General features: G+C 72.7%; 19 protein-coding genes and 1 other RNA gene. 10 read left to right on the top strand and 10 right to left on the bottom strand.

Features of this window, described 5'->3' with window-relative positions:
* Positions 1 to 6 precede the first annotated feature (6 nt).
* Positions 7 to 282 (top strand): type II toxin-antitoxin system Phd/YefM family antitoxin, encoded by a 276-nt coding sequence (locus tag ABT034_RS25930; protein ID WP_351219186.1) that lies wholly within the window; start codon positions 7 to 9, stop codon positions 280 to 282.
* Positions 279 to 536 (top strand): Txe/YoeB family addiction module toxin, encoded by a 258-nt coding sequence (locus tag ABT034_RS25925; RefSeq protein ID WP_351219184.1) that lies wholly within the window; start codon positions 279 to 281, stop codon positions 534 to 536. The genes ABT034_RS25930 and ABT034_RS25925 overlap by 4 nt, the downstream gene beginning before the upstream one ends.
* An 88-nt stretch (positions 537 to 624) precedes the next feature.
* On the opposite strand, the gene ssrA is transcribed toward ABT034_RS25925, so the two are convergent.
* The 5 genes from ssrA to ftsE form a co-directional block, all read right to left on the bottom strand.
* Positions 625 to 1,017: a transfer-messenger RNA gene (ssrA, locus tag ABT034_RS25920) on the bottom strand.
* Between the two features lie 100 nt (positions 1,018 to 1,117).
* Complete coding sequence (gene smpB, locus ABT034_RS25915; RefSeq protein ID WP_351219182.1) at positions 1,118 to 1,657, bottom strand: SsrA-binding protein SmpB; 540 nt, start codon at positions 1,655 to 1,657, stop codon at positions 1,118 to 1,120.
* An 18-nt stretch (positions 1,658 to 1,675) separates the two neighbouring features.
* Positions 1,676 to 2,863, bottom strand: a complete 1,188-nt coding sequence (locus tag ABT034_RS25910; protein ID WP_351219180.1) for a S41 family peptidase — start codon at positions 2,861 to 2,863, stop codon at positions 1,676 to 1,678.
* Between the two features lie 78 nt (positions 2,864 to 2,941).
* Entirely contained in the window at positions 2,942 to 3,859 is a 918-nt protein-coding gene (ftsX, locus tag ABT034_RS25905; protein WP_351219178.1) for a permease-like cell division protein FtsX, read from the bottom strand.
* A 29-nt stretch (positions 3,860 to 3,888) separates the two neighbouring features.
* Positions 3,889 to 4,578 carry a cell division ATP-binding protein FtsE gene (gene ftsE, locus ABT034_RS25900; protein ID WP_030223113.1) on the bottom strand — a complete coding sequence of 230 codons (690 nt, stop codon included), beginning with the start codon at positions 4,576 to 4,578 and terminating at the stop codon, positions 3,889 to 3,891.
* A 237-nt stretch (positions 4,579 to 4,815) separates the two neighbouring features.
* On the opposite strand from ftsE, the gene ABT034_RS25895 reads away from it, so the two are divergent.
* Positions 4,816 to 4,998 (top strand): hypothetical protein, encoded by a 183-nt coding sequence (locus ABT034_RS25895; RefSeq protein WP_351219176.1) that lies wholly within the window; start codon positions 4,816 to 4,818, stop codon positions 4,996 to 4,998.
* A gap of 87 nt (positions 4,999 to 5,085) precedes the next feature.
* Here ABT034_RS25895 and ABT034_RS25890 read toward each other — a convergent pair whose 3' ends face one another.
* The 4 genes from ABT034_RS25890 to ABT034_RS25875 form a co-directional block, all read right to left on the bottom strand.
* Positions 5,086 to 5,799: an LPXTG cell wall anchor domain-containing protein gene (locus ABT034_RS25890; RefSeq protein ID WP_502973055.1), complete on the bottom strand. Its 714-nt coding sequence runs from the start codon at positions 5,797 to 5,799 to the stop codon at positions 5,086 to 5,088.
* 420 nt (positions 5,800 to 6,219) lie between these two features.
* The gene (gene prfB / locus ABT034_RS25885) at positions 6,220 to 7,323 is read right to left on the bottom strand and encodes a peptide chain release factor 2 (RefSeq protein ID WP_351219172.1); all 1,104 of its coding nucleotides are present in this window, start codon (positions 7,321 to 7,323) and stop codon (positions 6,220 to 6,222) included.
* A gap of 66 nt (positions 7,324 to 7,389) precedes the next feature.
* Positions 7,390 to 8,634 (bottom strand): serine/threonine-protein kinase, encoded by a 1,245-nt coding sequence (locus ABT034_RS25880; RefSeq protein WP_351219170.1) that lies wholly within the window; start codon positions 8,632 to 8,634, stop codon positions 7,390 to 7,392.
* Between the two features lie 118 nt (positions 8,635 to 8,752).
* On the bottom strand, positions 8,753 to 10,483 hold the full coding sequence (locus ABT034_RS25875; RefSeq protein ID WP_351219168.1) for a serine/threonine-protein kinase: 1,731 nt from the start codon (positions 10,481 to 10,483) through the stop codon (positions 8,753 to 8,755).
* 533 nt (positions 10,484 to 11,016) lie between these two features.
* Between ABT034_RS25875 and ABT034_RS25870 the strand changes: the two genes are divergently transcribed.
* The 4 genes from ABT034_RS25870 to ABT034_RS25855 all read left to right on the top strand — a co-directional run bounded on the left by ABT034_RS25870 (position 11,017) and on the right by ABT034_RS25855 (position 19,220).
* On the top strand, positions 11,017 to 15,465 hold the full coding sequence (locus tag ABT034_RS25870; RefSeq protein ID WP_351219166.1) for an FHA domain-containing protein: 4,449 nt from the start codon (positions 11,017 to 11,019) through the stop codon (positions 15,463 to 15,465).
* A 123-nt stretch (positions 15,466 to 15,588) separates the two neighbouring features.
* Positions 15,589 to 16,962 carry an ABC transporter substrate-binding protein gene (locus ABT034_RS25865; RefSeq protein WP_351219164.1) on the top strand — a complete coding sequence of 458 codons (1,374 nt, stop codon included), beginning with the start codon at positions 15,589 to 15,591 and terminating at the stop codon, positions 16,960 to 16,962.
* A 9-nt stretch (positions 16,963 to 16,971) separates the two neighbouring features.
* Positions 16,972 to 18,288: a carbohydrate ABC transporter permease gene (locus tag ABT034_RS25860; protein ID WP_351219162.1), complete on the top strand. Its 1,317-nt coding sequence runs from the start codon at positions 16,972 to 16,974 to the stop codon at positions 18,286 to 18,288.
* Positions 18,285 to 19,220 carry a carbohydrate ABC transporter permease gene (locus ABT034_RS25855; RefSeq protein WP_351219160.1) on the top strand — a complete coding sequence of 312 codons (936 nt, stop codon included), beginning with the start codon at positions 18,285 to 18,287 and terminating at the stop codon, positions 19,218 to 19,220. The genes ABT034_RS25860 and ABT034_RS25855 overlap by 4 nt, the downstream gene beginning before the upstream one ends.
* A 38-nt stretch (positions 19,221 to 19,258) precedes the next feature.
* Here the strand turns inward: ABT034_RS25855 and ABT034_RS25850 are convergent, their stop codons facing one another.
* Positions 19,259 to 19,858, bottom strand: a complete 600-nt coding sequence (locus ABT034_RS25850) for a TetR/AcrR family transcriptional regulator (RefSeq protein WP_351219158.1) — start codon at positions 19,856 to 19,858, stop codon at positions 19,259 to 19,261.
* A 301-nt stretch (positions 19,859 to 20,159) separates the two neighbouring features.
* Here ABT034_RS25850 and ABT034_RS25845 point away from each other — a divergent pair, with 301 nt between their 5' ends.
* The 3 genes from ABT034_RS25845 (at position 20,160) to ABT034_RS25835 (ending at position 23,303) form a co-directional block, all read left to right on the top strand.
* Positions 20,160 to 21,005 (top strand): ABC transporter permease, encoded by an 846-nt coding sequence (locus tag ABT034_RS25845; RefSeq protein WP_502973057.1) that lies wholly within the window; start codon positions 20,160 to 20,162, stop codon positions 21,003 to 21,005.
* Positions 20,998 to 21,807 (top strand): ABC transporter ATP-binding protein, encoded by an 810-nt coding sequence (locus ABT034_RS25840; protein ID WP_351219154.1) that lies wholly within the window; start codon positions 20,998 to 21,000, stop codon positions 21,805 to 21,807. The genes ABT034_RS25845 and ABT034_RS25840 overlap by 8 nt, the downstream gene beginning before the upstream one ends.
* A gap of 356 nt (positions 21,808 to 22,163) precedes the next feature.
* Positions 22,164 to 23,303: a glycosyltransferase 87 family protein gene (locus ABT034_RS25835; protein WP_351219262.1), complete on the top strand. Its 1,140-nt coding sequence runs from the start codon at positions 22,164 to 22,166 to the stop codon at positions 23,301 to 23,303.
* Positions 23,304 to 23,323: the final 20 nt, after the last annotated feature.

Below are 23,323 nucleotides of genomic sequence, written 5' to 3'. Positions count from 1 at the left end.
GCCACCATGTCCATCAGCGCCAGCGAAGCCAGGGCCACCCTGTTCCCCCTGATCGAGCGCGTCAATACCGACCACACCCCCGTGCGCATCACCTCCAAGAGCGGCGACGCCGTTCTCATGTCGGCGGACGACTACGACTCCTGGCAGGAGACCGTCTACCTGCTCCGCTCTCCCGCCAACGCCCTGCGTCTGATGGAAGCCGTGGCCCGCGACCGCGAGAGCGCCCCCGTGGTCGCGAAGACGATGGACGAGCTGAGGGAGTTGGCCGGGGGCGAGGAATGAGGAGCGTCCACTTCGACCCTGCCGCCTGGGAGGACTTTCTCTTCTGGCTCTCCTCGGACCGGAAGACGGCCCGCAGGATCACCCGCTTGATCGGCGAGGTCCAGCGGGACCCTTTCAGCGGGATCGGCAAACCCGAGCCGCTGAAGGGTGGCCTGTCGGGCTACTGGTCCCGCCGGATCGATGACGAGCACCGGCTCGTCTACCGGGCGGACGACAAGGAAGTGAAGATCCTCAAGGCCCGCTACCACTACTGAGACATGACGAAGGCCCGGCAGTCTGCTGACTGCCGGGCCTTCGCCCACATGGGATGAGGTGTCCGAGCGGGCAAGCCCCTCGGACGCTCGGTGGAGATGGCGGGAATCGAACCCGCGTCCAACGGTACGGAAACAGAGCTTCTCCGTGTGCAGTCCGCTACGAGTTTCTCAGCCCCGGAGATCACGCGGACAAGTCTCCGACGGGCTCAGTCACTGTTTGATTTCCCCCTCAGCCCCGTGACCGGGTTGAGAGGTTTAGATCCCTAAATGACGCCAGGATCCGGGTCGGGACCATCCCCGGGCTGACGCTCCTCACAGAGGCTTCTTGTCGTTACCTAAAATTAGGCAGCGAGGGCGAAGCGGGAGTTATCGCTCTTGGAGTTGGCGATTATTGGTTGCGACATATGGTTAACGAGATCATTGCCGCTTCCTCGACACGCTTCCTCTGCATCGGTATCCGCTGTCGAAACCGATCATCCCCATGTTTATTTTTCAACGCGCACGCCCCTTACGAGGTGTGCAGAGCCCATCGTACGTGACCGACGGCCGCTGTCGCCAGCGTATTACCCGCGGCCGCGCCGCTAGGCGATCTTGGCCGCCCGCTCCCTGCGCTTGGCCGCCGCGATGGCCCGGTTGGTCTCGCGGGTGTCCTGCTTCTCGCGCAGGGTCTGCCGCTTGTCGAACTCCTTCTTGCCCTTGGCGAGCGCGATCTCGACCTTGACCCGGCCGTTCAGGAAGTACAGCGCGAGGGGCACGATCGTGTGACCCGTCTCCTGCGACTTCGACTCCAGCTTGTCGATCTCCTCGCGGTGCAGCAGCAGCTTCCGCTTCCGCTTCGCCGAGTGGTTGGTCCAGCTGCCCTGCATGTACTCGGGCACATGGATGTTGTGCAGCCACGCCTCGTGGTTGTCGATCTGCACGAAGCCGTCGACGAGCGAGGCGCGGCCCATCCGCAGCGACTTCACCTCGGTACCCATGAGGACCAGACCGCACTCGTAGGTGTCGACGATGTGGTAGTCGTGGTGCGCCTTCTTGTTCTGCGCGATGATCTTGCGCTCGGGCGCCTTGTCCTGGTTCTTCTTCGCAGGCTTGCCCTGCACGTTCACGAGTCCCTTTGCCATAGTGCGGTCATTTTCGCACTACGAGCCCCCTCCGAGGCCACTCAATACCGTCTTCGCCCGTTCCTCGGCCCGTTCCCCGGCCGTCAGGTCGGGGGTGATGCCCCGGCCGTCGACCGCGTGCCCGGCCGGTGTGCGGTAGTGGCCGACGGTCAGCTCGGCGACGGAGCCGTCCGGCAGGGCGCTCGGCATCTGGACCGCGCCCTTGCCGAAGGTGCGCGAACCGACCGTGACCGCCCGGCCCCGGTCCTGGAGGGCGCCGGTGAGCAACTCGGCCGCGCTCATGGTGCCCCCGTCGATCAGCGCCACCAGGGGCCGTCCGGTGTCGCCGCCGCCCTCGGCGTACACGGCCCGCTGCTCGCCCTCCACGTCGTACGTGGCGACCAGGCCGCCGTCGAGGAAGGCGGAGGCGGCCACGGCGGCCTCGGCGACCAGGCCGCCCGCGTTGCCCCGCAGGTCAAGGAGGACACCGGCGCCGGCCGGGGCGGCCCGTACCGCGTCACGCACGCGCGTGCCCGCGCCCTTGGTGAAGGCGGCGACCCGGATGAGCAGGGTCCCGTCGTCCAGGCGGCGGACGGTGACCGGGTCCGTGGCGAGCCGGGCCCGGCGCAGGGTCTGCGTCCAGGCGGCGCGGCCGCGCTCGACGCGGAGGGCGACGGCCGAACCGGCCACGCCGTCGCCGCGCAGCAGCGCGACGACCTCGGAGACCGAGAGCCCGTCGACGGGGCGTCCGTCGACGGAGACGAGCCGGTCGCCGGTCCGGAGCCCGGCCCGCTCGGCGGGGCCGCCGGCCTGCACCCGGGTCACCCGGACGCGGTTCTCACCGGCCCGCCCGGCGGAGAGTCCGACGCCGGTGTAGGTGCCGTCGAGGGCCTGCTCGAACTCGGCGTACTCCCGCTTGTCGTACACCGCGCCCCAGCGGTCGCCGCTGCGGCTGACGAACTCCTCGGCGGCCTGCTTGCCCGACTTCCCGTCGGCCATGGCCGCGGCTGCGGCGCGGTTCAGGGCGGCGCTGTCGACGGGCGCGCCGGCCGGGGGCCGCTGCCCCGCGCGCATGGAGGCGCCGGAGGGTTCGCCCGCCGCGTCCTGCCGCGGCAGGGAGCCGGTTGCGGCGGCGGTGGCGAGGACCGCGGCGAAGACCAACGTCAGAACGGCCCCACGGAGCACTCCGCGGGGCCGGATACAGAGGTGTTCGGTGTCGGCCGACATGCCGCCCACTGTAGGACAAGACGATGGCGCCGCACGGGCTTTGGCCGTACGACGCCATCCGCTGTCAGTGGTCTCTTCTCACACCTTCAGGTACTTGCGCAGCGCGATGAAGGCGGCAATGGCGGGCATGAGGAGCCCGATGGCGATCACGAGCGGCAGCACCGAGAAGACGGCGTCCCAGCCGATGAAGTTGACCAGCTGCATCTTGTCCGCGAGGGCGATGCCGTGGTCGATCAGGAAGTACCGGCCGACGAGCAGCAGCACGCAGGCGAACGCGCCGCCGAGGAGCCCGGCGAACGCCGCCTCCATGATGAACGGCATCTGGATGTAGAAACTGGACGCGCCGACGAGCCGCATGATGCCGGTCTCTCGGCGGCGGCTGAACGCCGAGACGCGCACGGTGTTGACGATCAGCATCAGCGCGATGACCAGCATCAGGCCCATGACGCCGACGGCGGCGATGTTCATACCGTTCATCAGGTCGAACAGGTTCTGCAGGATCTCCCGCTGGTCCTGCACCGACTGGACACCTTCTCGACCCGCGAAGGCGGTGGCGACCACCTTGTACTTCTCCGGGTCCTTGAGCTTGACCCGGAACGACTCCGGCATCTGGTCCGGCGTGATGACGGAGGCGATGGCGGTGTCGCTGTACTTCTCCTTGTAGTGCTTGAACGCCTCGTCGGCCGACTCGTAGTAGACGGTCTCGACGACGTCCATCTTCTTCAGATCGGCCTCGATCTGCTTCTTCTGCTGGGCCGTGACCGCGCCCTTGGGGCACTTGGTCCCTTCGGTCGCGTCGCCCTTGGTGCAGAGGTAGATGGAGACGTTGACCTTGTCGTACCAGTAGTCCTTCATCGTGCTGACCTGCTCGCGCATGAGCAGCGCGCCGCCGAAGAGGGCGAGCGAGAGGGCCACGGAGATGACGACGGCGAAGGTCATCGTGAGATTGCGCCGGAGACCGACACCGATCTCGGAGAGCACGAACTGAGCGCGCATGGGTCTGCTTTCTCCTACTCGCTACAGGCTCAGTGCTGGTATCCGTAGACGCCGCGCGCCTGGTCGCGGACCAGGCGGCCCTTCTCGAGCTCTATGACGCGCTTGCGCATCTGGTCGACGATGTTCTGGTCGTGGGTCGCCATGACGACGGTGGTCCCTGTCCTGTTGATGCGGTCGAGCAGCTTCATGATGCCGACCGAGGTCTGCGGGTCGAGGTTGCCGGTGGGCTCGTCGGCGATCAGCAGCATCGGGCGGTTGACGAAGGCACGGGCGATGGCGACGCGCTGCTGCTCACCACCGGAGAGCTCGCCCGGCATCCGGTCCTCCTTGCCGCCGAGCCCGACCAGGTCGAGCACCTGCGGCACGGCCTTGCGGATCTCGCCGCGCGGCTTGCCGATGACCTCCTGGGCGAAGGCCACGTTCTCGGCGACGGTCTTGTTGGGCAGCAGGCGGAAGTCCTGGAAGACGGTGCCGAGCTGACGCCGCATGTGCGGCACCTTCCAGTTGGACAGCCGGGCCAGGTCCTTGCCGAGGACGTGCACCTGGCCTTGGCTGGCGCGCTCCTCTCGAAGGAGCAGGCGCAGGAAAGTCGACTTACCGGAGCCGGAGGAACCGACGAGGAAGACGAACTCCCCCTTCTCGATCTCCAGGGAGACATCCCGGAGCGCGGGGCGGTTCTGCTTCGGATAGGACTTGGAGACGTTGTCGAATCGGATCACGGATGCACCACGGTCGGCCGGGAGTAGGTGTGCGTGACCTTACGCGAACGGGGTAGCCCCGCGCAGTCGCGGTCCTGGCTTGCGTGCTTTATCCTTTTCGCCCTTCTCGGCGGGCCGGAAGCTGTCCGGTGGGGCGCGCCGAAACGCCGCCGAGCTGGCACAGTGGTAGGGGGAACGTCCCGGCCCTGTCGGACGTTCTCCCGATGAGTAGCCCCCAGTGCGGGAGGAGGAGAGCGCATGACCTACGACCGACTGGTGTGCGCCAACTGCGCGGCCCCTGTCGCCGAGGGGCGCTGCCGCGTCTGCCGCGCGAACCGGGAGCGGCTGACCCCGCAGGGTCTTTCGCCCGCGATGCTGCTGACGCTCGCGATCGCTCTACTGGCCGCTGTCGCACTGCTCGCGGCGGTCCGTACAGCCTAGCCGGGCCGCGCGGGCGTCCACACGAGCCGGAAAGCACGAGGAAGGGCCGGGGAGAAGCTCCCCGGCCCTTCTTCTCTAGCGCATCGATCAGACGGCGGTACGACCACCGGCGACGAGACGCGGCAGCATACGGAAGCCGATGCCACCGGCGATCATGGTCGCTGCACCGATGATCAGGAACGAGGTCTCGGCCGCACCGGTCTCGGCGAGCTCCTCCTTGGCCTGACCCTGCTGCACGGGCTGCGAGCCGGCGTTGTTCGTGTCGGTGTTGTTGTTGCCACCGTCCACGCACTCGGCGCCGTCGAGGTCGACGGTGCAGGTGCCGGCGTTGTTGCCGGAGTCGTCGGTGCCGCCCGGCGTGGTGGGCGTGGTGGGTGCGGTGGTCTCGTTGCCGTTCCCGTTCCCGTTCCCGTTGTCGTTCCCGTTGTCGTCACCGCCGTCGTCCGGCGTGCCGGGCGTGGTGGGCGTGGTGGTGACCGGCGGCTCAACCGGCGGCTCGACCGGCGGCTCGACCGGCGGCTCGACGGGGGGCTCAACCGGCGGCTCAACCGGCGGCTCAACCGGCGGCTCGACCGGCGGCTCGACGGGGGGCTCAACCGGCGGCTCAACCGGCGGCTCGACCGGCGGTTCCACCGGCGGCTCAACCGGCGGCTCGACAGGCGGCTCAACCGGCGGCTCTTCGCAGCCGACGTTCTCGGGAAGGCACACGGGCGGCTCGTCAGTGACGCCGAACGCCTGCGCGGCGCCCGCCGCCGTCAGCGAAGCGCCGGCGGCGATCATGGCACCGGCCGCGATACGCACGAAGCGCACTCGCATTTTTCTGCTCATCTAGGTGCTACCCCCAGTAGTCCATCTCGTCATGGGGCAGCGCTCTGGGCCCGCACAGCAGGGGCGGCGTCACGACTGGGCCGGCCCCCGTTCACACGCGCCCCAGAATTGCGCATGCCAGTACGCCACCCTTCCGAGTTTCCGATGAAGCGTCAAGGCCGTTGCGCGTGCGATGTCCGAAAGATCACCGGCTGCCCCACATGCGACGATGCAACTGTGACGTAAACCCAGAACTCCGGGCCCCACAGCACCAGTTCCCTTGTCGACAAAGCGTCCCACCCGCCCTCTTTCCGCTTGCGTCAGCGAATCCGCAGAGCGGACGCACGCCTCGGGCGGAACGGCGACGGGCCCCGCACCGGAAGGTGCGGGGCCCGGACGTGTGCTGCTGCGGGACTACTTGTCCTGCTGCTTGCGCCAGCGGATGCCCGCCTCGAGGAAGCCGTCGATCTCACCGTCAAGAACAGCCTGCGGGTTGCCGACCTCGAACTCCGTACGGAGGTCCTTGACCATCTGGTACGGGTGGAGGACGTACGAACGCATCTGGTTGCCCCAGGAGCTGCCGCTGTCCTTCAGGGCGTCCATCCTGGCCCGCTCCTCCTGGCGCTGGCGCTCAAGCAGCTTGGCCTGGAGGACGTTCATCGCGCTCGCCTTGTTCTGGATCTGCGAGCGCTCGTTCTGGCAGGAGACCACGATGCCGGTCGGGAGGTGCGTGATGCGCACGGCCGAGTCGGTCGTGTTGACGCCCTGTCCGCCGGGGCCCGAGGCGCGGTAGACGTCGACGCGCAGCTCGCCCTCGTCGATCTCGACGTGGTCGGAGGACTCGACGACCGGCAGGATCTCGACGCCGGCGAAGGAGGTCTGACGGCGACCCTGGTTGTCGAAGGGCGAGATGCGGACCAGGCGGTGGGTGCCCTGCTCGACGGAGAGCGTGCCGTAGGCGTACGGCGCCTTCACCACGAAGGTGGTCGACTTGATGCCGGCCTCCTCCGCGTACGAGGTCTCGTAGATCTCGGTCGAGTAGCCGTGGCGCTCCGCCCAGCGGAGGTACATGCGCTGGAGCCGCTCGGCGAAGTCGGAGGCGTCGACGCCGCCGGCCTCCGCCCGGATGTTGACCAGGGCCTCGCGCTCGTCGTACTCGCCGGAGAGGAGGGTGCGGACCTCCATCTCGTCGAGGGCCTTGCGGACGGAGGTGAGCTCCGTCTCGGCCTCGGCGAGGGTGTCCGGGTCGTCCATCTCCTCGGCGAGCTCGAAGAGCACCCCGAGGTCGTCGATGCGCCCGCGCAGGGTCTCGGCCTTGCGGACCTCGGCCTGGAGGTGCGAAAGCTTGCTCGTGATCTTCTGCGCCGCCTCCGGGTCGTCCCACAGGGACGGGGCCGCGGCCTGCTCTTCGAGCACGGCGATGTCGGCCCTCAGCTTCTCGAGGTCCAGGACGGCCTCGATCGACCCCATGGTCGAGGAGAGGGACTTCAGCTCTTCGGATACATCGACGACTGCCACGCGTCCAGCGTAACGGCTCCGGGCAAGGAGCCGAACCTTTGGCCACCGCCGCCGCCGCCGGGGCGCCTACGGCAGGGAGGACTGCTTCGAGTCCTGGGGCGGGGTGTCCGCGTCCCCCGAGGCCACCATGTAGCCGCCGGCGCCCAGTGCGCCCGCGACGACGACCGCCGCGACGGCGAGGGTGATCCGGCGCTTGCGGACCGCCTCCGCCTTGTGGCGGGCCGAGCCCGGGCGGCGGGCGCCGGCCGGACGCGGGGCCCGCGCGGTGCCGAGGGGTCCGCCCGAGAGCTCGTCGGGGGCGGGGACCCGCATGGAGGTGTGGGTGTCGCGGTTGGAGTCGGCCGAGGCGCCCGGGACGAGCGGGACGGCGGCCCGGCGCGGGCCGGGCTCACCGGCGCCCGTACCCGTGGCGTACGCCTCCGGTTCCGGTTCCGGCGTCGGCGCCGTCTCTTCCGGGTCCAGCTCGTCGACGTCGAGCGGCGGGATGCCCTTGAGCAGCGGCAGGACGTCCTTGAGGCGGGCGGCGAGTTCGGAGGCGCGCAGCCGGGAGGCCGGGGCCTTCGCCAGGCACTGCACTATCAGCTGCCACAGCTCCTCGGGGATGCCGGGCAGCGGGACGACGGTCTCGGTGACGTGGCGGCGCAGGACGGCGCCGGGGTGGCCGCCGCCGAAGGGGGTGAAGCCGGCGAGCAGCTCGTACAGGACCGTCGCGAGGGCGTAGATGTCGACGGCGGCGCGCGGCGGGAGGCCCTCGACGATCTCGGGGGCGAGGTAGTCGGGGGTGCCGATGATCCGGGTGGCCTTGGTGCGGCCGGGGGTGTCGATCAGCTTGGCGACGCCGAAGTCGGTGAGGAGGGCGGGGTGGGCGCCGCCGGGCCCGAGCGGGCCCTCCATGTCGAGCAGGATGTTCTCGGGCTTGACGTCCCGGTGGACGACCCCGGCCGCGTGCGCGGCGGCGAGGGCGTCGGCGACGTCGGCGGTGATCGCGACGGCGGCCTCGGGGGCGAGCCGCCGTTCCCGGTCGAGGCGGGTGCGCAGGTCGGTGCCGCGCACGAGGTCCATGACGAGGGCCAGGTCGTTGCCGTCGACGACGAGGTCGCGGACCTTGACGACCCGGGGGTGGTCGAGGCCGAGCAGGGCGGTGCGCTCCTGGACGAAGCGGCCGACGAGCTCCTGGTCGGACGCCAGGTCCTCGCGCAGCAGTTTGACGGCGACGGGACCCTCGGGCCCCTCGCCGAGCCACACCGTTCCGGCACTGCCCCGCCCGAGGATCTGGTGGGTGGTGTAGCGGCTGCCGATGTTCCGTGCCAAGACTGCTCCCTCAGCGGCTGCGGTTCGCGAGCAAAGTTACGCGTCCGCAGCCGCCGGTCGTCACTTCCGAGGGGAAATCACCCCTGGGAAGTCGATAAATCGGCAGTATTACCCGGGATTACTGTCCCGTACCGCCGGTAGTACCCCCGGAGGAGCCGGTGGCGTCGCCGATCGTGGAGATCCAGTCGGTCACGGTCGTGATGCCGTCGCCGATGGCCTCCCAGTAGCTCTTGCCCTCGGCGATCCAGTCCTGGAGCGGGGTCAGCTCCCAGACGAGCCAGCCCGCGACCACGAACAGGACGATCATGACCAGGCAGCCCTTGAGGCAGCCGAGCCCGGGGATCCGCACCGGGTTGGCGCTGCGCTGGCGCGGCGGGCGCGGCTCGCGCGGCGCCGGGGCCTGGGGCGGCGGCTGCGGCGGGGTGTACTGCTGCTGGGGCTGGGCGTACTGCTGCGGGGCGGGTGGCGGCGCGTACTGCTGCGGCTGGTGCTGCTGGTGCTGGTACTGCTGGGGGGCAGGCCGCTGCGGGGCGGGACGCTGCTGCTGGTACGGCTGAGGCGGCTGCTGCTGCCCGTACGCGCCGGGCTGCTGCTGCCGGTCCTGCGGCTGCTGCGGCTGCCGCTGGGGGCGTCGGCGCAGCGGGTCCTGGCTCGGGTCCAGGTACTGCACCTGCGTCTGCTCGTTGCGGTCGCGGGCCGCCCGCAGCTGGTTCTGCCAGGGGTGCGGCTCCTCGGACTGCGCGCCCTGCCCGGACTCCGGCGGCCGCGGCGGTACGGGAGGCATGACGGCCGTCGGGTCGGCGGCGCCGCCCCCCGGGCCGCTGGTCGGCATGACGCTGGTCGCGCCGGCGGGGTCGTACCGCGGCGGCGTCCCGGCGCCGCTGGGCAGCACCTGGGTGGGGTCCGCGGCCCCCGGCGTCTCGGGTACGGGCGCGGGCGCCGGGTCCGGCGCGAGGAGCGCTCCGACGCCGTCCGCCGCCTCGATCTGGGCGGGCGTGGAGTGCACGCCGATGCCGGCGGCGACCGCGCGCAGACCACGGGCGAGGTTGACGGCGCTCGGCCGCCGGTCCGGGTCCTTGCTGAGGCAGCGCTCTATGACCGTCCACAGCGGGCCGGGCACGGTCGACGGGCGGCGCGGCTCCTCGCTGAGGTGCCGGTGGAGCACTTCGAGGGCGGTGCCGCCCGCGAACGGGGGCCGGCCGGTGACCAGCTCGTACAGCAGGATGCCCGCGCCGTAGATGTCGACGGCGGAGGTCTGCGGGCGCCCCTCGGCGGACTCGGGCGCCACGTACGCGGGCGTGCCGACGAACTCGTGGGTCCGGGTCAGGCCCGGGGAGTCCGCGAGGCGCGCGATGCCGAAGTCGGTGAGCATCGGGTGCATCTGGCCGCCCTGCTCGGCGAGCAGGACGTTGGCCGGCTTGAGGTCGCGGTGGACGACGCCGTCGGCGTGGCTCGCGGCGAGCGCGTCGGCGATCTGGGCGGTCAGGAGGGCGGCGGCGACCGGGGTGAGCGGGCCGCTGTCCCTGATGTACCGGTGCAGGTCGGGGCCCTCGACGAGGTCCATGACGAGCGCGAGGACATCGCCCTCGACCACCAGGTCGCGGGTGCGCACGATGTTCGGGTGGGTGAGCCGGAGCAGCACGGACCGCTCGCGCAGGAAGCGCATCACGATGTCCGCGTCGTTGGCCAGCTCCTCCTTGAGGACCTTGATGGCCACGGTCTCGCCGGGCTGGCCGGGCACGGCCGCCTCGGCGCCCGCCGTCTCCCGCTGGCGGGCTCGCCAGACGGTGCCCGTGGCGCCGCGGCCGAGCGGCTCCTCGAGCAGGTACTTGCTGCCGATAGGCCGCACGTCACGCGCTCCCTGCTGTCCGTGGTCGGGGCTGCTCCGGTGATGTACCCGGGGTCCCTGTCCTCTGTTGTGACCCGTCCGGGTGTCCGACCCACTTTAGTGCCGCCGAACGGGGTACCGGCCGGTCGTCCACAGGCCGATTCCGATGCCTGTGGACGGGGTCGCCGGAGGTTCCTCGCGGTGGGGGCCCGGGCCCGGCGTGCCGGGGCGGTCCCGGCCGGGGCCCTGGAACGACCGGACACCTGTCCGGAAGGAGACGCTCCTGAGGCCGCGACGGTTGCCGGGCACCTTCCGAAGGCATGCTCAACCAGGCACTTTTACGTCCACAGCCGACCATTCAAGATCACTTCCAGCCGACCCGTGGGCGGGCTGTCGGTGGCAGGTGCGAGGATGCCTCCAGCACGTCGCGTCGAGGGGTCGGGAGCCCCTGCGCCGTGCCGACCTGTACCGGACGACGTGTCCGTGCCGGGTGGGGGGAGTCACAGGGCGGTCCCCCTGCCGGGCATGTCGCGCAGAAGGGACCGCTGACGGCGATGCAGATCCGGCTGACCGTCCTCGCGCCGTACGCCGGCCACGGCACCGGGCGCGCCTGCGACGTGCTCGTCACGGCCCCCGCCGGGACGGCGCTCGCCGCCGTGGCCTCGAACCTCGCGGCGGCCGTCACGGGCCCCGACACCTCCGCCTCGGGCACGACCGTGCTCTACGCGGGCGCGGAGCGGCTCGACACCCGCCGCAGCGTCCTCGGCGAGCCCCCGCTGGTCGACGGCGCCGTGCTCTCCCTCCAGGTCCCGGGACCGGACGACCGGGCCGGCGAGAAGGCCTCCGCCCGGCTGCACGTGGTGGCGGGCCCGGACGCGGGCGGGGTGCACCTGCTGCACGGCGGACCGATCAGAATCGGCCGTTCCGCCGACGCCGACGTTCCGCTCGACGACCCGGACGTCTCCCGTGCGCACTGCGTGGTGACCGTCGGCGACGACGGCCGGGTCACGGTCGCCGACCGCGGCTCGACGAACGGCACGACCCTCGACGGCGTGCCCGTCGGCGACCGCCCGGTCCGGTTCCCCGCGGGCGCGCTGCTGCGGCTCGGCGAGTCCGCCCTCCGCCTGACCGGCGCGGGCGACGACCTCCGCGGCACGGACGCGAGGGCGACGGCCCCGGACGGGGAGGGGCACCTGCGGGTCGCGCGGGGAGCGGATGAGGGAGGGGGCTGGGCGGAGCGGGCGGACCGGATGGACGGGCCGGGCCGGATGGGCGGGCAGGGTCGGTACGACGGGTCCGTCGGGTCCGACCGGTCCGCCGGGTCCGACCGGTACGAACAGGCCTACAGGGCCGAGTCCGACCGGGCCGACCGGGTCTACAAGGGTGACCAGTCCGACCGGGCCGACGAGGCCGGCCAGACCGACCGGGCCGACCGGCCGGAGTACGCGCGTGTGCCCGGCGCGGTTCCCGGGACCCCCGTGGGCGCCGCCCACGACTCCCCCCGCACCCGCCCCCACGGCGATGCCCGCGGTGTCCGGTACGACGACGGCGGCGGCGCGGCCTCGGAGCCGTACGGCGACGGTCCGTACGGCGCCGGCTCCCCCGGCCACGCGCGCGCGGGAGACCACGGGAACCACCCCGACGGACCCGAAGGCGTCCCCGGCGGTGGCGTGGCGCACAGCGGAACCCGTCAGGCCGGGGGCGAGGCCCCGACCGCGCCCACGCGCGCGGGTGGCAAGCGCGGGCTCGGGGCGTGGGCCCGGCGTCTGGCGGGCGGCCGCGAGGAGCTCCCGGCACCCGCCGCCGACCCCCGTACCGCCCCGGCCACACACGCCGGCATCCGGCCCGGCACCGGCACCGGCGCGCGGGACGGCGCACCCGTGCCGGGACCGGCGGCCGACACCTGGCCCGACCCGGCCACCCTCCTGCTCACCGCACTCGGCCCCGGCCCCCGGCTCTGGGAGCGCGGCGAGGACCACCCCGAGTCCCTGGTGGTCCGGCTCGGCACGACGGACCGCGCGGAACTCTCCGGCGTGCCCGTCACCGTGGCGCTGCGCGAGGCCGGTTCCCTCGGTCTCGCGGGCCCCGCCGACCGGCTCGCCGGCCTCGCCCGGTCGGTGGTCGCGCAGCTCGCCGCCCTGCACTCCCCCTCCGACCTGGAGATCGTGCTGATCAGCGCCGACCGGAACCGCTCGCTCGACGAGCGGCGCCGTGCCTGGGGCTGGCTCGGCTGGCTCCCGCACGTCCGCCCGGCCCACGGCCAGGACTGCCGACTGCTCCTGGCGTACGACCGCGAGCAGGCCCAGGCCCGTACGGCGGAACTGACCCGGCGGCTCGACGACGGCCCGCTCGGCCCCGGCTGGCCCAGCGCCGACCGCGCGTCCATCGCCGAGGTCGCGGCGCGCCACGAGGGGCCTACGACGGTCGTGGTCGTCGACGGCGACCCCGGTTCGGCGGCGCTCCGCGAGACGGTGGCGCGGCTGGCCGGGGCGGGGGCGGCTGCCGGTATCCACCTCCTGTGTCTCGCCGAGGCGCCCTCGGCGTCCCCGGTCTCGCCGGTGGCCGCCACGTACGAGACCGCCTGCGCCTCGTCGCTCGCGTTCCGCGAGTGCGGGGCCGCCGTACTCCTCAGCGGCGACGTGGCGACGGCGCTGCGGCTGCTGCGGACCTCCGGCGGCCGGGTCGCGGGCCATGGCACCGTCGGCGTGGTCGACGCGGTCTCCGTCGCCTGGGCCGAGCGGTTCGGACGCGCGCTGGCCCCGCTGCGTACGGACACGACGGCGGCCCCGGGTGCCCGGGCCGCCGCGCTGCCCCCGTCGGCCCGGCTCCTGGACGAGCTCGGGCTCGCCCGCGCCACCCCCGCGTCGCTGATGGCCCGCTGGGCCTCCGCCGGTGACGGCACGGCCGTCCTGGGCGCCGGTCCGCGCGGGCCGCTCGCGGTGGACCTCACCCGGGAGGGCCCGCACCTGCTGATCGAAGGCCCGGCGGGGAGCGGGCGGACGGAGCTGCTCCGCTCGATCGCCGCGTCGCTCGCGGCGGGCGGGCGCCCCGACCGGCTCGGTCTGCTCCTGGTGGACGGGGCGGGCGGCGAGCGCGGCGAAGGACTCGCGGCCTGTACGGAGCTGCCGCACGTCACCGAGCACCTGGTCGCCTCGGACCCGGTGCGGATGCGGGAGTTCGCGCAGGCGCTCGGCGCGGAGCTGAAGCGCCGGGCGGAACTCATCGGCGACGGCCACTTCGCCGACCGCCGTGGCGCGCGCGGCGCCGACCGCCTGATCGGCCAGCGCGCCCCGAGCGCGGCGGAGTCGGTGCCGCAGGGCGCCCGAGCGACCGTCCGCGTCCAGGACGCCGGCGACCTCCCGAACCGCCCGAGCAGCCGGACCCTCCGCACGGGCGACGGCACGATCGGCTCCCTGCCGAGCTCCCGGAGCGGACGGACGGGCGACCCGTACCCCGCCACGGACGACCTCGGCGGCCGCCCCAGCGGCCGCATCACGTACAGCCCCCCGGACGGCCGACCCACGTACCCGGGCGCCCCCGAAGAGCGACCCAGCAGCCGCACGCCGTACCCGACCGACCTCGAAGGCCGAGGCAGCGGCCGGACCCCGTATCCCACCGACATCGAAGGCCGAAGCAGCAGCCGCACGCCGTACCCCGGCAACGACGACCTCGGCGGACGCCCCAGTGCCCGGACCCCGTACCCCGGCGACCTCGACAGCCGAGGGAGCGGCCGAACGCCGTACCCGACCGACATCGACGGCCGAACCAGCAGCCGTACGCCGTACCCCAGCGGCGACGACCTCCGCGGCCGCCCCAGCGGCCGGACGCCGTACCCCAGCGACCTCGAAGGCCGAGCCGGCGGCCGTACGCCGTACCCCGGCGGCGACGACCTCGGCGGCCGTCCGAGCGGCCGGACCGCGTACCCGGGGGGCGACCCCGGCGCCCGCCCCAGCAGCCGTACGCTCCGCACGGGCGACGGCGACCTCACCGACCACCCGAGCGGACGCGTACCCCGACCGGGAGCCGAGGACCTGGGCGGTCACCCCAGCGGACGCACGCCCCGCCCCGGACCCGGCGACCTCACCGACCTCCCCAGCGGCCGCACACCCCGCCCCGGGGACGCCCCGGTCGCCGAGCGGTCCGGGGCCCGGACGCGCCCGGGCGGTGAGGCCTTCCTGGCCGACACTCCCAGCGGGCGCCTGCCGCGACGGGACGGCGTCCCCCTGGACGACCGCCCCAGCAGCCGCACCCTCCGCACGGGCGACGGCGACCTCACCAGCCACCCCAGCGGACGCACGCCCCGCCCCGGAACCGGCGACCTCACCGACCACCCGAGCAGACGCACAACCACCGGGGACGACGCCGGCGGTCGCATCCCCCACCCCACCCCCGGCGACCCCACCGACCACCCCAGCGGTCGCCTCCCCCGCCCCGCCACCGGCGAGTCCGCCAGGGCCGGGGGTTCCGTCTACCTCCCCCGGCTCGTCGTCCTCGTCGACGACTTCGACGCTCTCGTCGCCCCCGCGCTCGGTGCCTCCGGCCGGCCCGCCGCCGGGTCCGTCGTGCGGGCCTTGGAGGCCGTCGCGCGGAACGGCGAGCGGCTCGGGGTGCACCTCGTCGCGACCTCCGCGCGTCCGGACCGGACCTCCGACACGGAGCTCGCGCACGGGGCCCGGCTGCGGATCGTGCTTGACGCGCCGCCGGTGACCGCCGGGCCCGACGTGCCGGCGGCCGGGCGCGGGCGCCTCGGCCATCCGGACGGCCGGGTCACCCCCTTCCAGGCGGGCCGCGTCACCGGCCGGATCCCCCGGACGGCGACGCTCCGCCCGACGGTGGTCCCGCTGGAGTGGGAGCGGATGGGTGATCCGCCGACCCGCCGCCCGGTCCGCGAGCTGGGCAACGGACCGACGGATCTGGCCCTCCTGGCGAGCGCGCTCGACCGGGCGGCCCGCTCGGTCGAGGCGACCCCCGTGCCCCCGCTGACCCCCGCGTCCCACAGCTGACGTCACGTCACGAGGCAGTCACGATCCCCCGCTTGACACGGAAGGCGGTATTGCGGGGCCCCGCCACCCGGCGTAGACCTGTCGACACGGGACAGCGAAGCGCACGGGAGAGACGGGGCAGCGATGCGTACAACTCTTCGTCCACGCAAGGCCGCGGTGAGCATGACGGCGTTCGCCGCGCTCGCCGCACTCACCCTCGCGGCATGCGGCGGTGGCGGCGACGGCGGCGCCGACAAGGATCCGGGGACCTCCGCGCCCAGTGGCGGCGCGCTCCCCCTCAAGGGCGAGAAGATCGAGGTCGCGGCCGTCTGGACGGGCCCGGAGCAGGAGAACTTCACCAAGGTTCTGAAGGAGTTCGAGAAGCGCACGGGCGCGACCGTCACCTTCGTGCCGGCCCAGGACCCGATCGTGAACTTCCTCGGTACGAAGATCGCGGGCGGCGCCCCGCCGGACGTGGCGATGCTCCCGCAGGTGGGCGCGATCCAGCAGGCCGCCGCCCAGAAGTGGCTCAAACCGGTCGGCCCGGACGCCGAGGCCCAGCTGGCGGCGAACTACTCGCGCGGCTGGCAGGAGCTCGGCGCGGTCGGCGGCACCCAGTACGGCGTCTACTTCAAGGCCGCCAACAAGTCCCTGGTCTGGTACAACTCCGCCGTCTTCGAGAACGCGGGCGCCACCGAGCCGAAGACCTGGAAGGAGTTCCTCGCCACGGCCGAGACGATCTCGGCCTCCGGCGTCACCCCGGTTTCGGTCGGCGGCGCGGACGGCTGGACCCTCACCGACTGGTTCGAGAACGTCTATCTCTCCCAGGCGGGCCCGGCCAAGTACGACCAGTTGGCGAAGCACGAGATCAAGTGGACCGACCCGTCGGTCACCGCGGCCCTGACCACGCTCGCCGAACTGTTCGGCAAGCCGGCGCTGCTCGCCGGTGGGACGAGCGGCGCGCTGCAGACGGAGTATCCGACCTCGGTCACCCAGACCTTCACCGGCGGGGACCAGCCCAAGGGGGCGATGGTCTTCGAGGGCGACTTCGCCGCCGTCAACATCGCGCAGACGAAGGCGAAGATCGGTACGGACGCGAAGGTCTTCCCGTTCCCCACCGTCGGCGCGGGGTCGAGCCCGGTGGTGACGGGCGGCGACGCGGCCGTGGCCCTCAAGGACACCAAGGGCGCGAAGGCGCTGCTCGCCTTCCTCGCCTCCCCGGACGCGGCGAAGATCTGGGCGGCCGAGGGCGGCTTCCTCTCCCCCAACAAGAACCTGGACCCGGCGGCGTACCCGAACGACGTCCAGCGCGAGATCGCGAAGGCGCTCATCGGCGCCGGTGACTCCTTCCGCTTCGACATGTCGGACCAGATGCCGCAGTCCTTCGGCGGGACGCCGGGCAAGGGCGAGTGGAAGGCGCTCCAGGACTTCCTGAAGAACCCGAAGGACATCGCGGGGGCTCAGGCACGTCTTGAGGCGGACGCGGAGAAGGCGTACCGGGCCGCGGCGAAGAGCTGAGGCCCCGGCATGCCGAGGACACACCACCACGGCGTCAGGAGCGGCAACAGGAGCAGGTCTGTCGCCGCAGGCTTCCTGCTCCCCGCCCTGCTCCTGCTCGGCGCGCTCGTCGTCTACCCGATCGGGTACTCCGTCCAGCGCTCGCTCTTCGACCGCTCCGGCGACTCCTTCGTCGGTCTGGACAACTACATCGCCCTCGTCACCGACGATTCGCTCCGTACCGCCGTCCGCAACAACCTGATCTGGCTGGTTCTCGCCCCCGCGGTCGCGACCGCTCTCGGTCTGGTCTTCGCCGTGCTCACCGAACGGGTGCGCTGGGGTACGGCGTTCAAGCTGGTCGTCTTCATGCCGATGGCGATCTCGATGCTCGCCGCCGGGATCATCTTCCGGCTCGTCTACGAGCAGGATCCGGACCGGGGGGTCGCCAACGCGGTCTGGGTCGGGGTCCACGACACCTTCGCCGAGTCGTCCGGTTTCCCCCGGGCCCGGCCACTGCCCGTCCATCCGCTGGAGGCGGCGGGCGGCGGCGCGTTCGTCACGAAGGATCCGGTGCGCGCCGGGGAGCCCGTACGGCTTCCGCTGATCGGGGTGGCACCGGGGCAGATGCCGGAGGAGGCCCGCCCGGCCCGTGAGAACACGCCCTCACCGGACACCGTCACCGGTACGGCCTGGCTGGACTTCACCCGGGGCGGCGGCGGGCGGCCGAACGCCGTCGACCCGGCCGAACTGGGCCTCGCGGGGCTGCGGATCGAGGCCGTACGGGACGGAAAGGTCGTCGCCAGGGCCACGGCCGGCGCCGACGGCACCTTCACGCTGCCCGCCGACCGCGTCGACGGAGCCGTACTGCGGCTGCCGGCGAGCAACTTCCGCGAGCAGTACAACGGCGTGGAGTGGCTGGGGCCTTCGCTCGTCACCCCCGCGGTCATCGGCGCGTACGTGTGGATGTGGGCCGGGTTCGCGATGGTGCTGATCGGCGCCGGGCTCGCCGCCGTGCCGCGTGAGCTGCTCGAAGCGGCGCGGGTGGACGGGGCGAACGAGTGGCAGGTGTTCCGCAGGATCACGGTGCCGCTGCTCGCCCCGGTCCTCGCGGTCGTCCTCGTCACCCTGATGATCAACGTGCTCAAGGTCTTCGACCTGGTCTTCGTCATCGCGCCGGGCTCCGCCCAGGACGACGCGAACGTGCTCGCGCTCCAGCTGTACCGCTCGTCCTTCGGTACGGACGCCGATCTCGGGGTCGGCTCGGCCATCGCCGTCCTGCTGCTGCTCCTGGTGGTCCCGGTGATGGTCTTCAACATCCGCCGCCTGCGCCAGGAGGCCCGCCGATGAGTTCCTCCGAGGTCCGGTCGTCCCGGGTGGGTACCCCCGACGTCCGGTCGTCCCGGGTGGGTACCCCCGACGCCCGGTCGTCCCGCCCCCTCGTCGCGCGGGTCGCCGCCCGCGCCGCCGGGGGCGCGGTACGTGTCTTCCTCGTCCTGACCGGCCTGTTCTGGCTGCTGCCGACGGTCGGGCTGCTGCTCTCCTCGCTCCGCTCGCCGTCCGACATCGCGGCGAGCGGCTGGTGGGAGGTGCTCACCGCCCCGGCCCAGCTGACCACCGAGAACTACAGCCGTCTCCTCGCGAACGACACGATCACCGGCTCCCTCGGCTCCACCATCCTGATCACCGTCCCGGCGACGCTGCTCGTGCTCGTCATCGGCTCGTTCGCCGGGTACGCGTTCGCGTGGCTGGAGTTCCCGGGCCGGGACTGGTGGTTCCTGGGCGTGGTCGCCCTGCTCGTCGTACCGGTGCAGGTCGCCCTGGTCCCGGTGTCGAAGCTGTTCGGGGCGGTGGGGCTCTTCGAGACGACCCTCGGGGTGGTCCTCTTCCACACCGCCTTCGGGCTGCCGTTCGCGATCTTCCTGCTGCGGAACTTCTTCGCGGAGATCCCGCGCGAGCTGCTCGAAGCGGCGCGCCTCGACGGCGCGGGCGAGATCCGCCTCTTCACCCGGGTGGTGCTGCCGCTCGGCGGTCCCGCGATCGCCTCGCTCGGGATCTTCCAGTTCCTGTGGGTCTGGAACGACATGCTGATCGCGCTGATCTTCGCGGACTCGCAGTCGCCGCCGATCACGGTGGCGCTCCAGCAGCAGGTACGGCAGTTCGGCAACAACGTCGACGTGCTCGCGCCGGGGGCCTTCGTGTCGATGGTGGTGCCGCTGGTGGTGTTCTTCGCCTTCCAGCGGCAGTTCGCGTCCGGGGTGATGGCGGGTGCGGTGAAGTAGCCCCCCGGTCTGGCGCGGCCAGGCCCGGTCGTGCTCGCTCAGGCCTTGAGCGCCGCCACCGCCGACCGCGCGAGATCGTCCACGTACCCCGGAGGCAGCGGCGTACGGACCACGGCGAGCCGCCAGTAGAGCGGCCCCACGACCAGGTCGAGGGCACGGCCCGGGTCGGCGCCCTCCGGGAGTTCGCCGCGCGCGACGGCCTCGCGGACGATCCGGGTCATGACGCCCTGCTGGCCGTCGAGGAGCGCGGCGGTGACGGCGTCGGCGATCTCGGGGTGCCGGGCGGCCTCGACGAGCAGGTCGGGGATGACCTGCGAGGCGACCGGGTGGCGCAGGGCGCCCGAGGCCACTTCGAGGAGCGCGCGCACGTCGCCGTGGAGGGAGCCGGTGGCGGGGGCCGGCATGCCCTGGGCCGCGAAGGCGCCGACGAGGTCGAGGACGAGGGAGAGCTTGGACTTCCAGCGCCGGTAGACGGCGGTCTTGCCGACGCCCGCGCGGCGCGCGATGCCCTCGATGGACATACGGGCGAAGCCGACGGCCGCGAGCTCCTCGAAGACGGCGGCGCGGATGGCCTCGGTCACGTCCTCGCGGAGTACGGCGGCCCCGGCGGGGGCGCGGCGGGGGGGCGGTTCGGTCATGAACGGCATCCTAACCAACGGCGACGGCCCGAGGCCGTCACGACGATACGGTTGCGTTCCGTCGCACACCCCCCTACTGTCCACGTAGCGACGATACGGACCCGTTCCATCGCCGACGACGCCCGCACCCTTCGTCGAAAGCGTGCCCCTCGTGACCCCCGAGACCCTCGCCCCACACCCCACCCCGTACGCCACACCCGAGCCCCTAGCCCCACAGCCCACGACCCCGTACGCCCCACCCGAGCCCCCGGCCCCGCCCCCCGCCCGGCCGGCGCCCCCATCGGACCTCCGCGCCCTCGCCCTGCGCCACGGCCTCACCGTGAGCGGCGCCCGGCCCTCGCTCCCCGCCTACGTCCGGCAGCTCTGGTCCCACCGCGCCTTCATCGGCGCGTTCGCGACCGCCCGCCTGACCGCCCAGTACAGCCAGGCGCGCCTCGGCCAGGTCTGGCAGGTGATGACCCCGCTCCTCAACGCGGCCGTCTACTACGTGATCTTCGGCGTCCTGATGAACGCCCAGCACGGCATCCCGGACTACGTCCCGTTCCTCCTCACCGGCGTCTTCGTGTGGACGTTCACCTCCGACTCGCTCATGGCCGGCAGCCGGGCGATCAGCGGCAACCTGGGCCTGGTCCGCGCCCTCCACTTCCCGCGCGCCGCCCTGCCGGTGTCGCTCGCGCTCCAGCGGCTCCAGCAGCTGCTCCTCTCACTCGTCGCGCTCGCCGTGATCCTGTTCTGCTTCGGCGAGTTCCCCGCCTGGAGCTGGCTGCTCGCGGTCCCCGCGCTCCTCTGCCAGGCGCTGTTCAACACGGGCCTCGCGCTCGTGCTGGCCCGGATCGCGGCCCGTACCCCGGACATCGCACAGCTGATGCCGTTCGTGCTCCGCACCTGGATGTACGCCTCGGGCGCGATGTGGTCGATCCAGAACCTGGCGAGCGGCGGCCGCTTCCCGGACGGCGTGGTGCTGGCCCTCCAGTGCAATCCGGCGGCGGTCTACATCGACCTCATGCGCTTCGCCCTCATCGACAGCTACACCGCGGCGCAGCTGCCGCCGCACGTCTGGGCGCTCGCCGCCGGCTGGGCCGGCCTGGCCTTCGCGGGCGGTTTCATCTGGTTCTGGAAGGCGGAGGAGACGTACGGCCGTGGCTGACGACCCGATCATCGACCGAAGGGCCCCGACCGTCGTGGCCGACGGCGTCCACATCACGTACACGGTCAACGGTGGCCACTCCGCCGGCCGCGGCGCGGCGACGGCCGCCCTCGCCCGCGTCCTGCGCCGCGGCGGCCCGGCTCCGGCCGCCCGGCGCGTCCACGCCGTGAAGGGGGTCAGCTTCGTCGCGTACCGGGGCGAGGCAATTGGCCTGATCGGTTCGAACGGATCGGGGAAATCCACCCTCCTGAAGGCGGTCGCGGGCCTCCAGCCCGTCGAGCGGGGCCGGATCTACACCCAGGGGCAGCCCTCGCTCCTCGGCGTCAACGCGGCCCTGATGAACGATCTGACGGGTGAGCGGAACGTGATCCTGGGCGGTCTCGCGATGGGCATGAGCCGCGCGGAGGTCCGGGAGCGCTACGACGGCATCGTGGACTTCTCCGGCATCAACGAGAAGGACGACGCCATCTCCCGCCCGATGCGGACGTACTCCTCCGGGATGGGGGCCCGGCTGCGCTTCTCCATCGCCGCCGCGAAGAGCCATGACGTCCTGCTCATCGACGAGGCCCTGGCGACCGGCGACGCGCGCTTCCGCCGCCGCAGCCGCCGACGGATCGACGAGCTGCGGGCGGAGGCGGGGACGGTCTTCCTGGTCAGCCACTCGAACTCCACCATCACGGAGACCTGCGAGCGGGCGCTGTGGCTGGAGGCGGGCACGCTGCGGATGGACGGCCCCGCGGACGAGGTGGTGGCGGCGTACGAGGAGTTCACCCATACAGGGGCGAAGGAACGGGGCAAATAAGACATAGAGGTCTACAGTACGGAGGGATGACGAACGATCACCCTCAGTCGCCACCCGGTACGGGAACCGAGTCGCCCGCCGGACCGGGAACCGAGTCACCCCCTGGGACGGGACCCGAGCCGCCGCCCGCGACGGGACCCGAGCCCGGGAGCGCAGCCGAGCCCCCACCGCAGCCCGGCACCGAGGCCCGGCCCGGGCCCGAGAGCACCGAGCCCCCGCCCCGCGCCGGCACCGAGCTCCCCTCCCTCACCGGCTCCCCCTTCGACTCGGACACCTTCACCTCCGCCACCTTCGTCACCGTCGGCAACGGCCCCTATCTCGCCCTCGCCTCCGTCTGGCTCCTCACCCGCGTCGGGATGGTCGTGCTGCTCGTCCGCGACACCCTCGGCATCGGCGGGGTCGGCCGCGAGGTGGACCTCTACCGGCACTGGTACGCGCAGTTCGCGCAGGGCACCTTCCCGACCGGCGACGTCACCTGGCAGTACCCGCCCGGCGCGGGGCTCGTGATCATGTCGCCGGGCCTCGTGCCCTGGCTGACGTACTTCCAGGCGTTCGTCGTGCTCAGCCTCCTCGCCGACGCGGTCGTCGCCCTCGCCCTGGCGCGCGCCGACAGCGCCCGCCTCACCCACGGCGCCTGGGTCTGGGTCTGCGGCCTGCCGCTCCTCCTGCACCTGCCCCTCGCCCGGTACGACGTGCAGACCACCGCCCTCGCCGTACTCGCCCTGCTCGCCGTCGGCGCCCGCTCGACCGCCTCCCAGCGGCTCGGCGGAGCGCTCGCCGGCCTCGGCGCGATGGTCAAGGTCTGGCCGGTGCTCACCCTGATCGGCACCCCCCGCGGCCGTACCACCCGCGAGGCGTGGACCGCCGCGGCCGTCGCCGCCCTCGCCCTCCTCGCCACCCTCGCGCTCTTCTTCTCCGGACCCCTCGGCTTCCTGCGCCAGCAAGGCGGCCGCGGCATCCAGATCGAGTCCCTCGGCGGCACGGTCCTCGCGCTCGCCGGGGCCGCCGGCACCTGGCCCGGCAGGGTCGAGTTCCGTTACGGGGCCTTCGAGTACGTCGGCCCGTACGTCTCCACCCTCGGCCACCTCTCCCTGCTGCTCACCGTCATCGCCTTCGGCTGGCTGCTCCTGTGGCGCGTACGGGCCGGCCGCTGGACCCCCGCCACCCCGCTCGACGCGGCCCTCGCCGCCGTCCTGCTGTTCACCGCCACCAGCCGGGTGATCAGCCCCCAGTACATGATCTGGCTGCTCGGACTCGCCGCCGTCTGTCTGACGTCCCGGGCCACCGTGATGCGCCCGGTGGCGCTGCTGCTGCTCCCGGCGGCCGCGCTGAGCTCCCTCGCGTACCCCGTCCTCTACGACGAGGTCGTCGCCGGCACGAACCAGGGGCTGACCGTGATGGTGCTCCGCAACGGCCTCCTGCTCGCGGCGGCACTGCTGGCCGCCCGCCGCCTGTGGACGTCGACGGTCACGGGACCTCCAGAGGAGGCGGCATAGGGAAGGGCCCCGCCGGACCA

The organism is Streptomyces sp. NPDC002773 (assembly GCF_040295605.1).
Lineage (GTDB): Bacteria > Actinomycetota > Actinomycetes > Streptomycetales > Streptomycetaceae > Streptomyces.
This window is presented reverse-complemented; position numbering and strand designations above follow the sequence as displayed.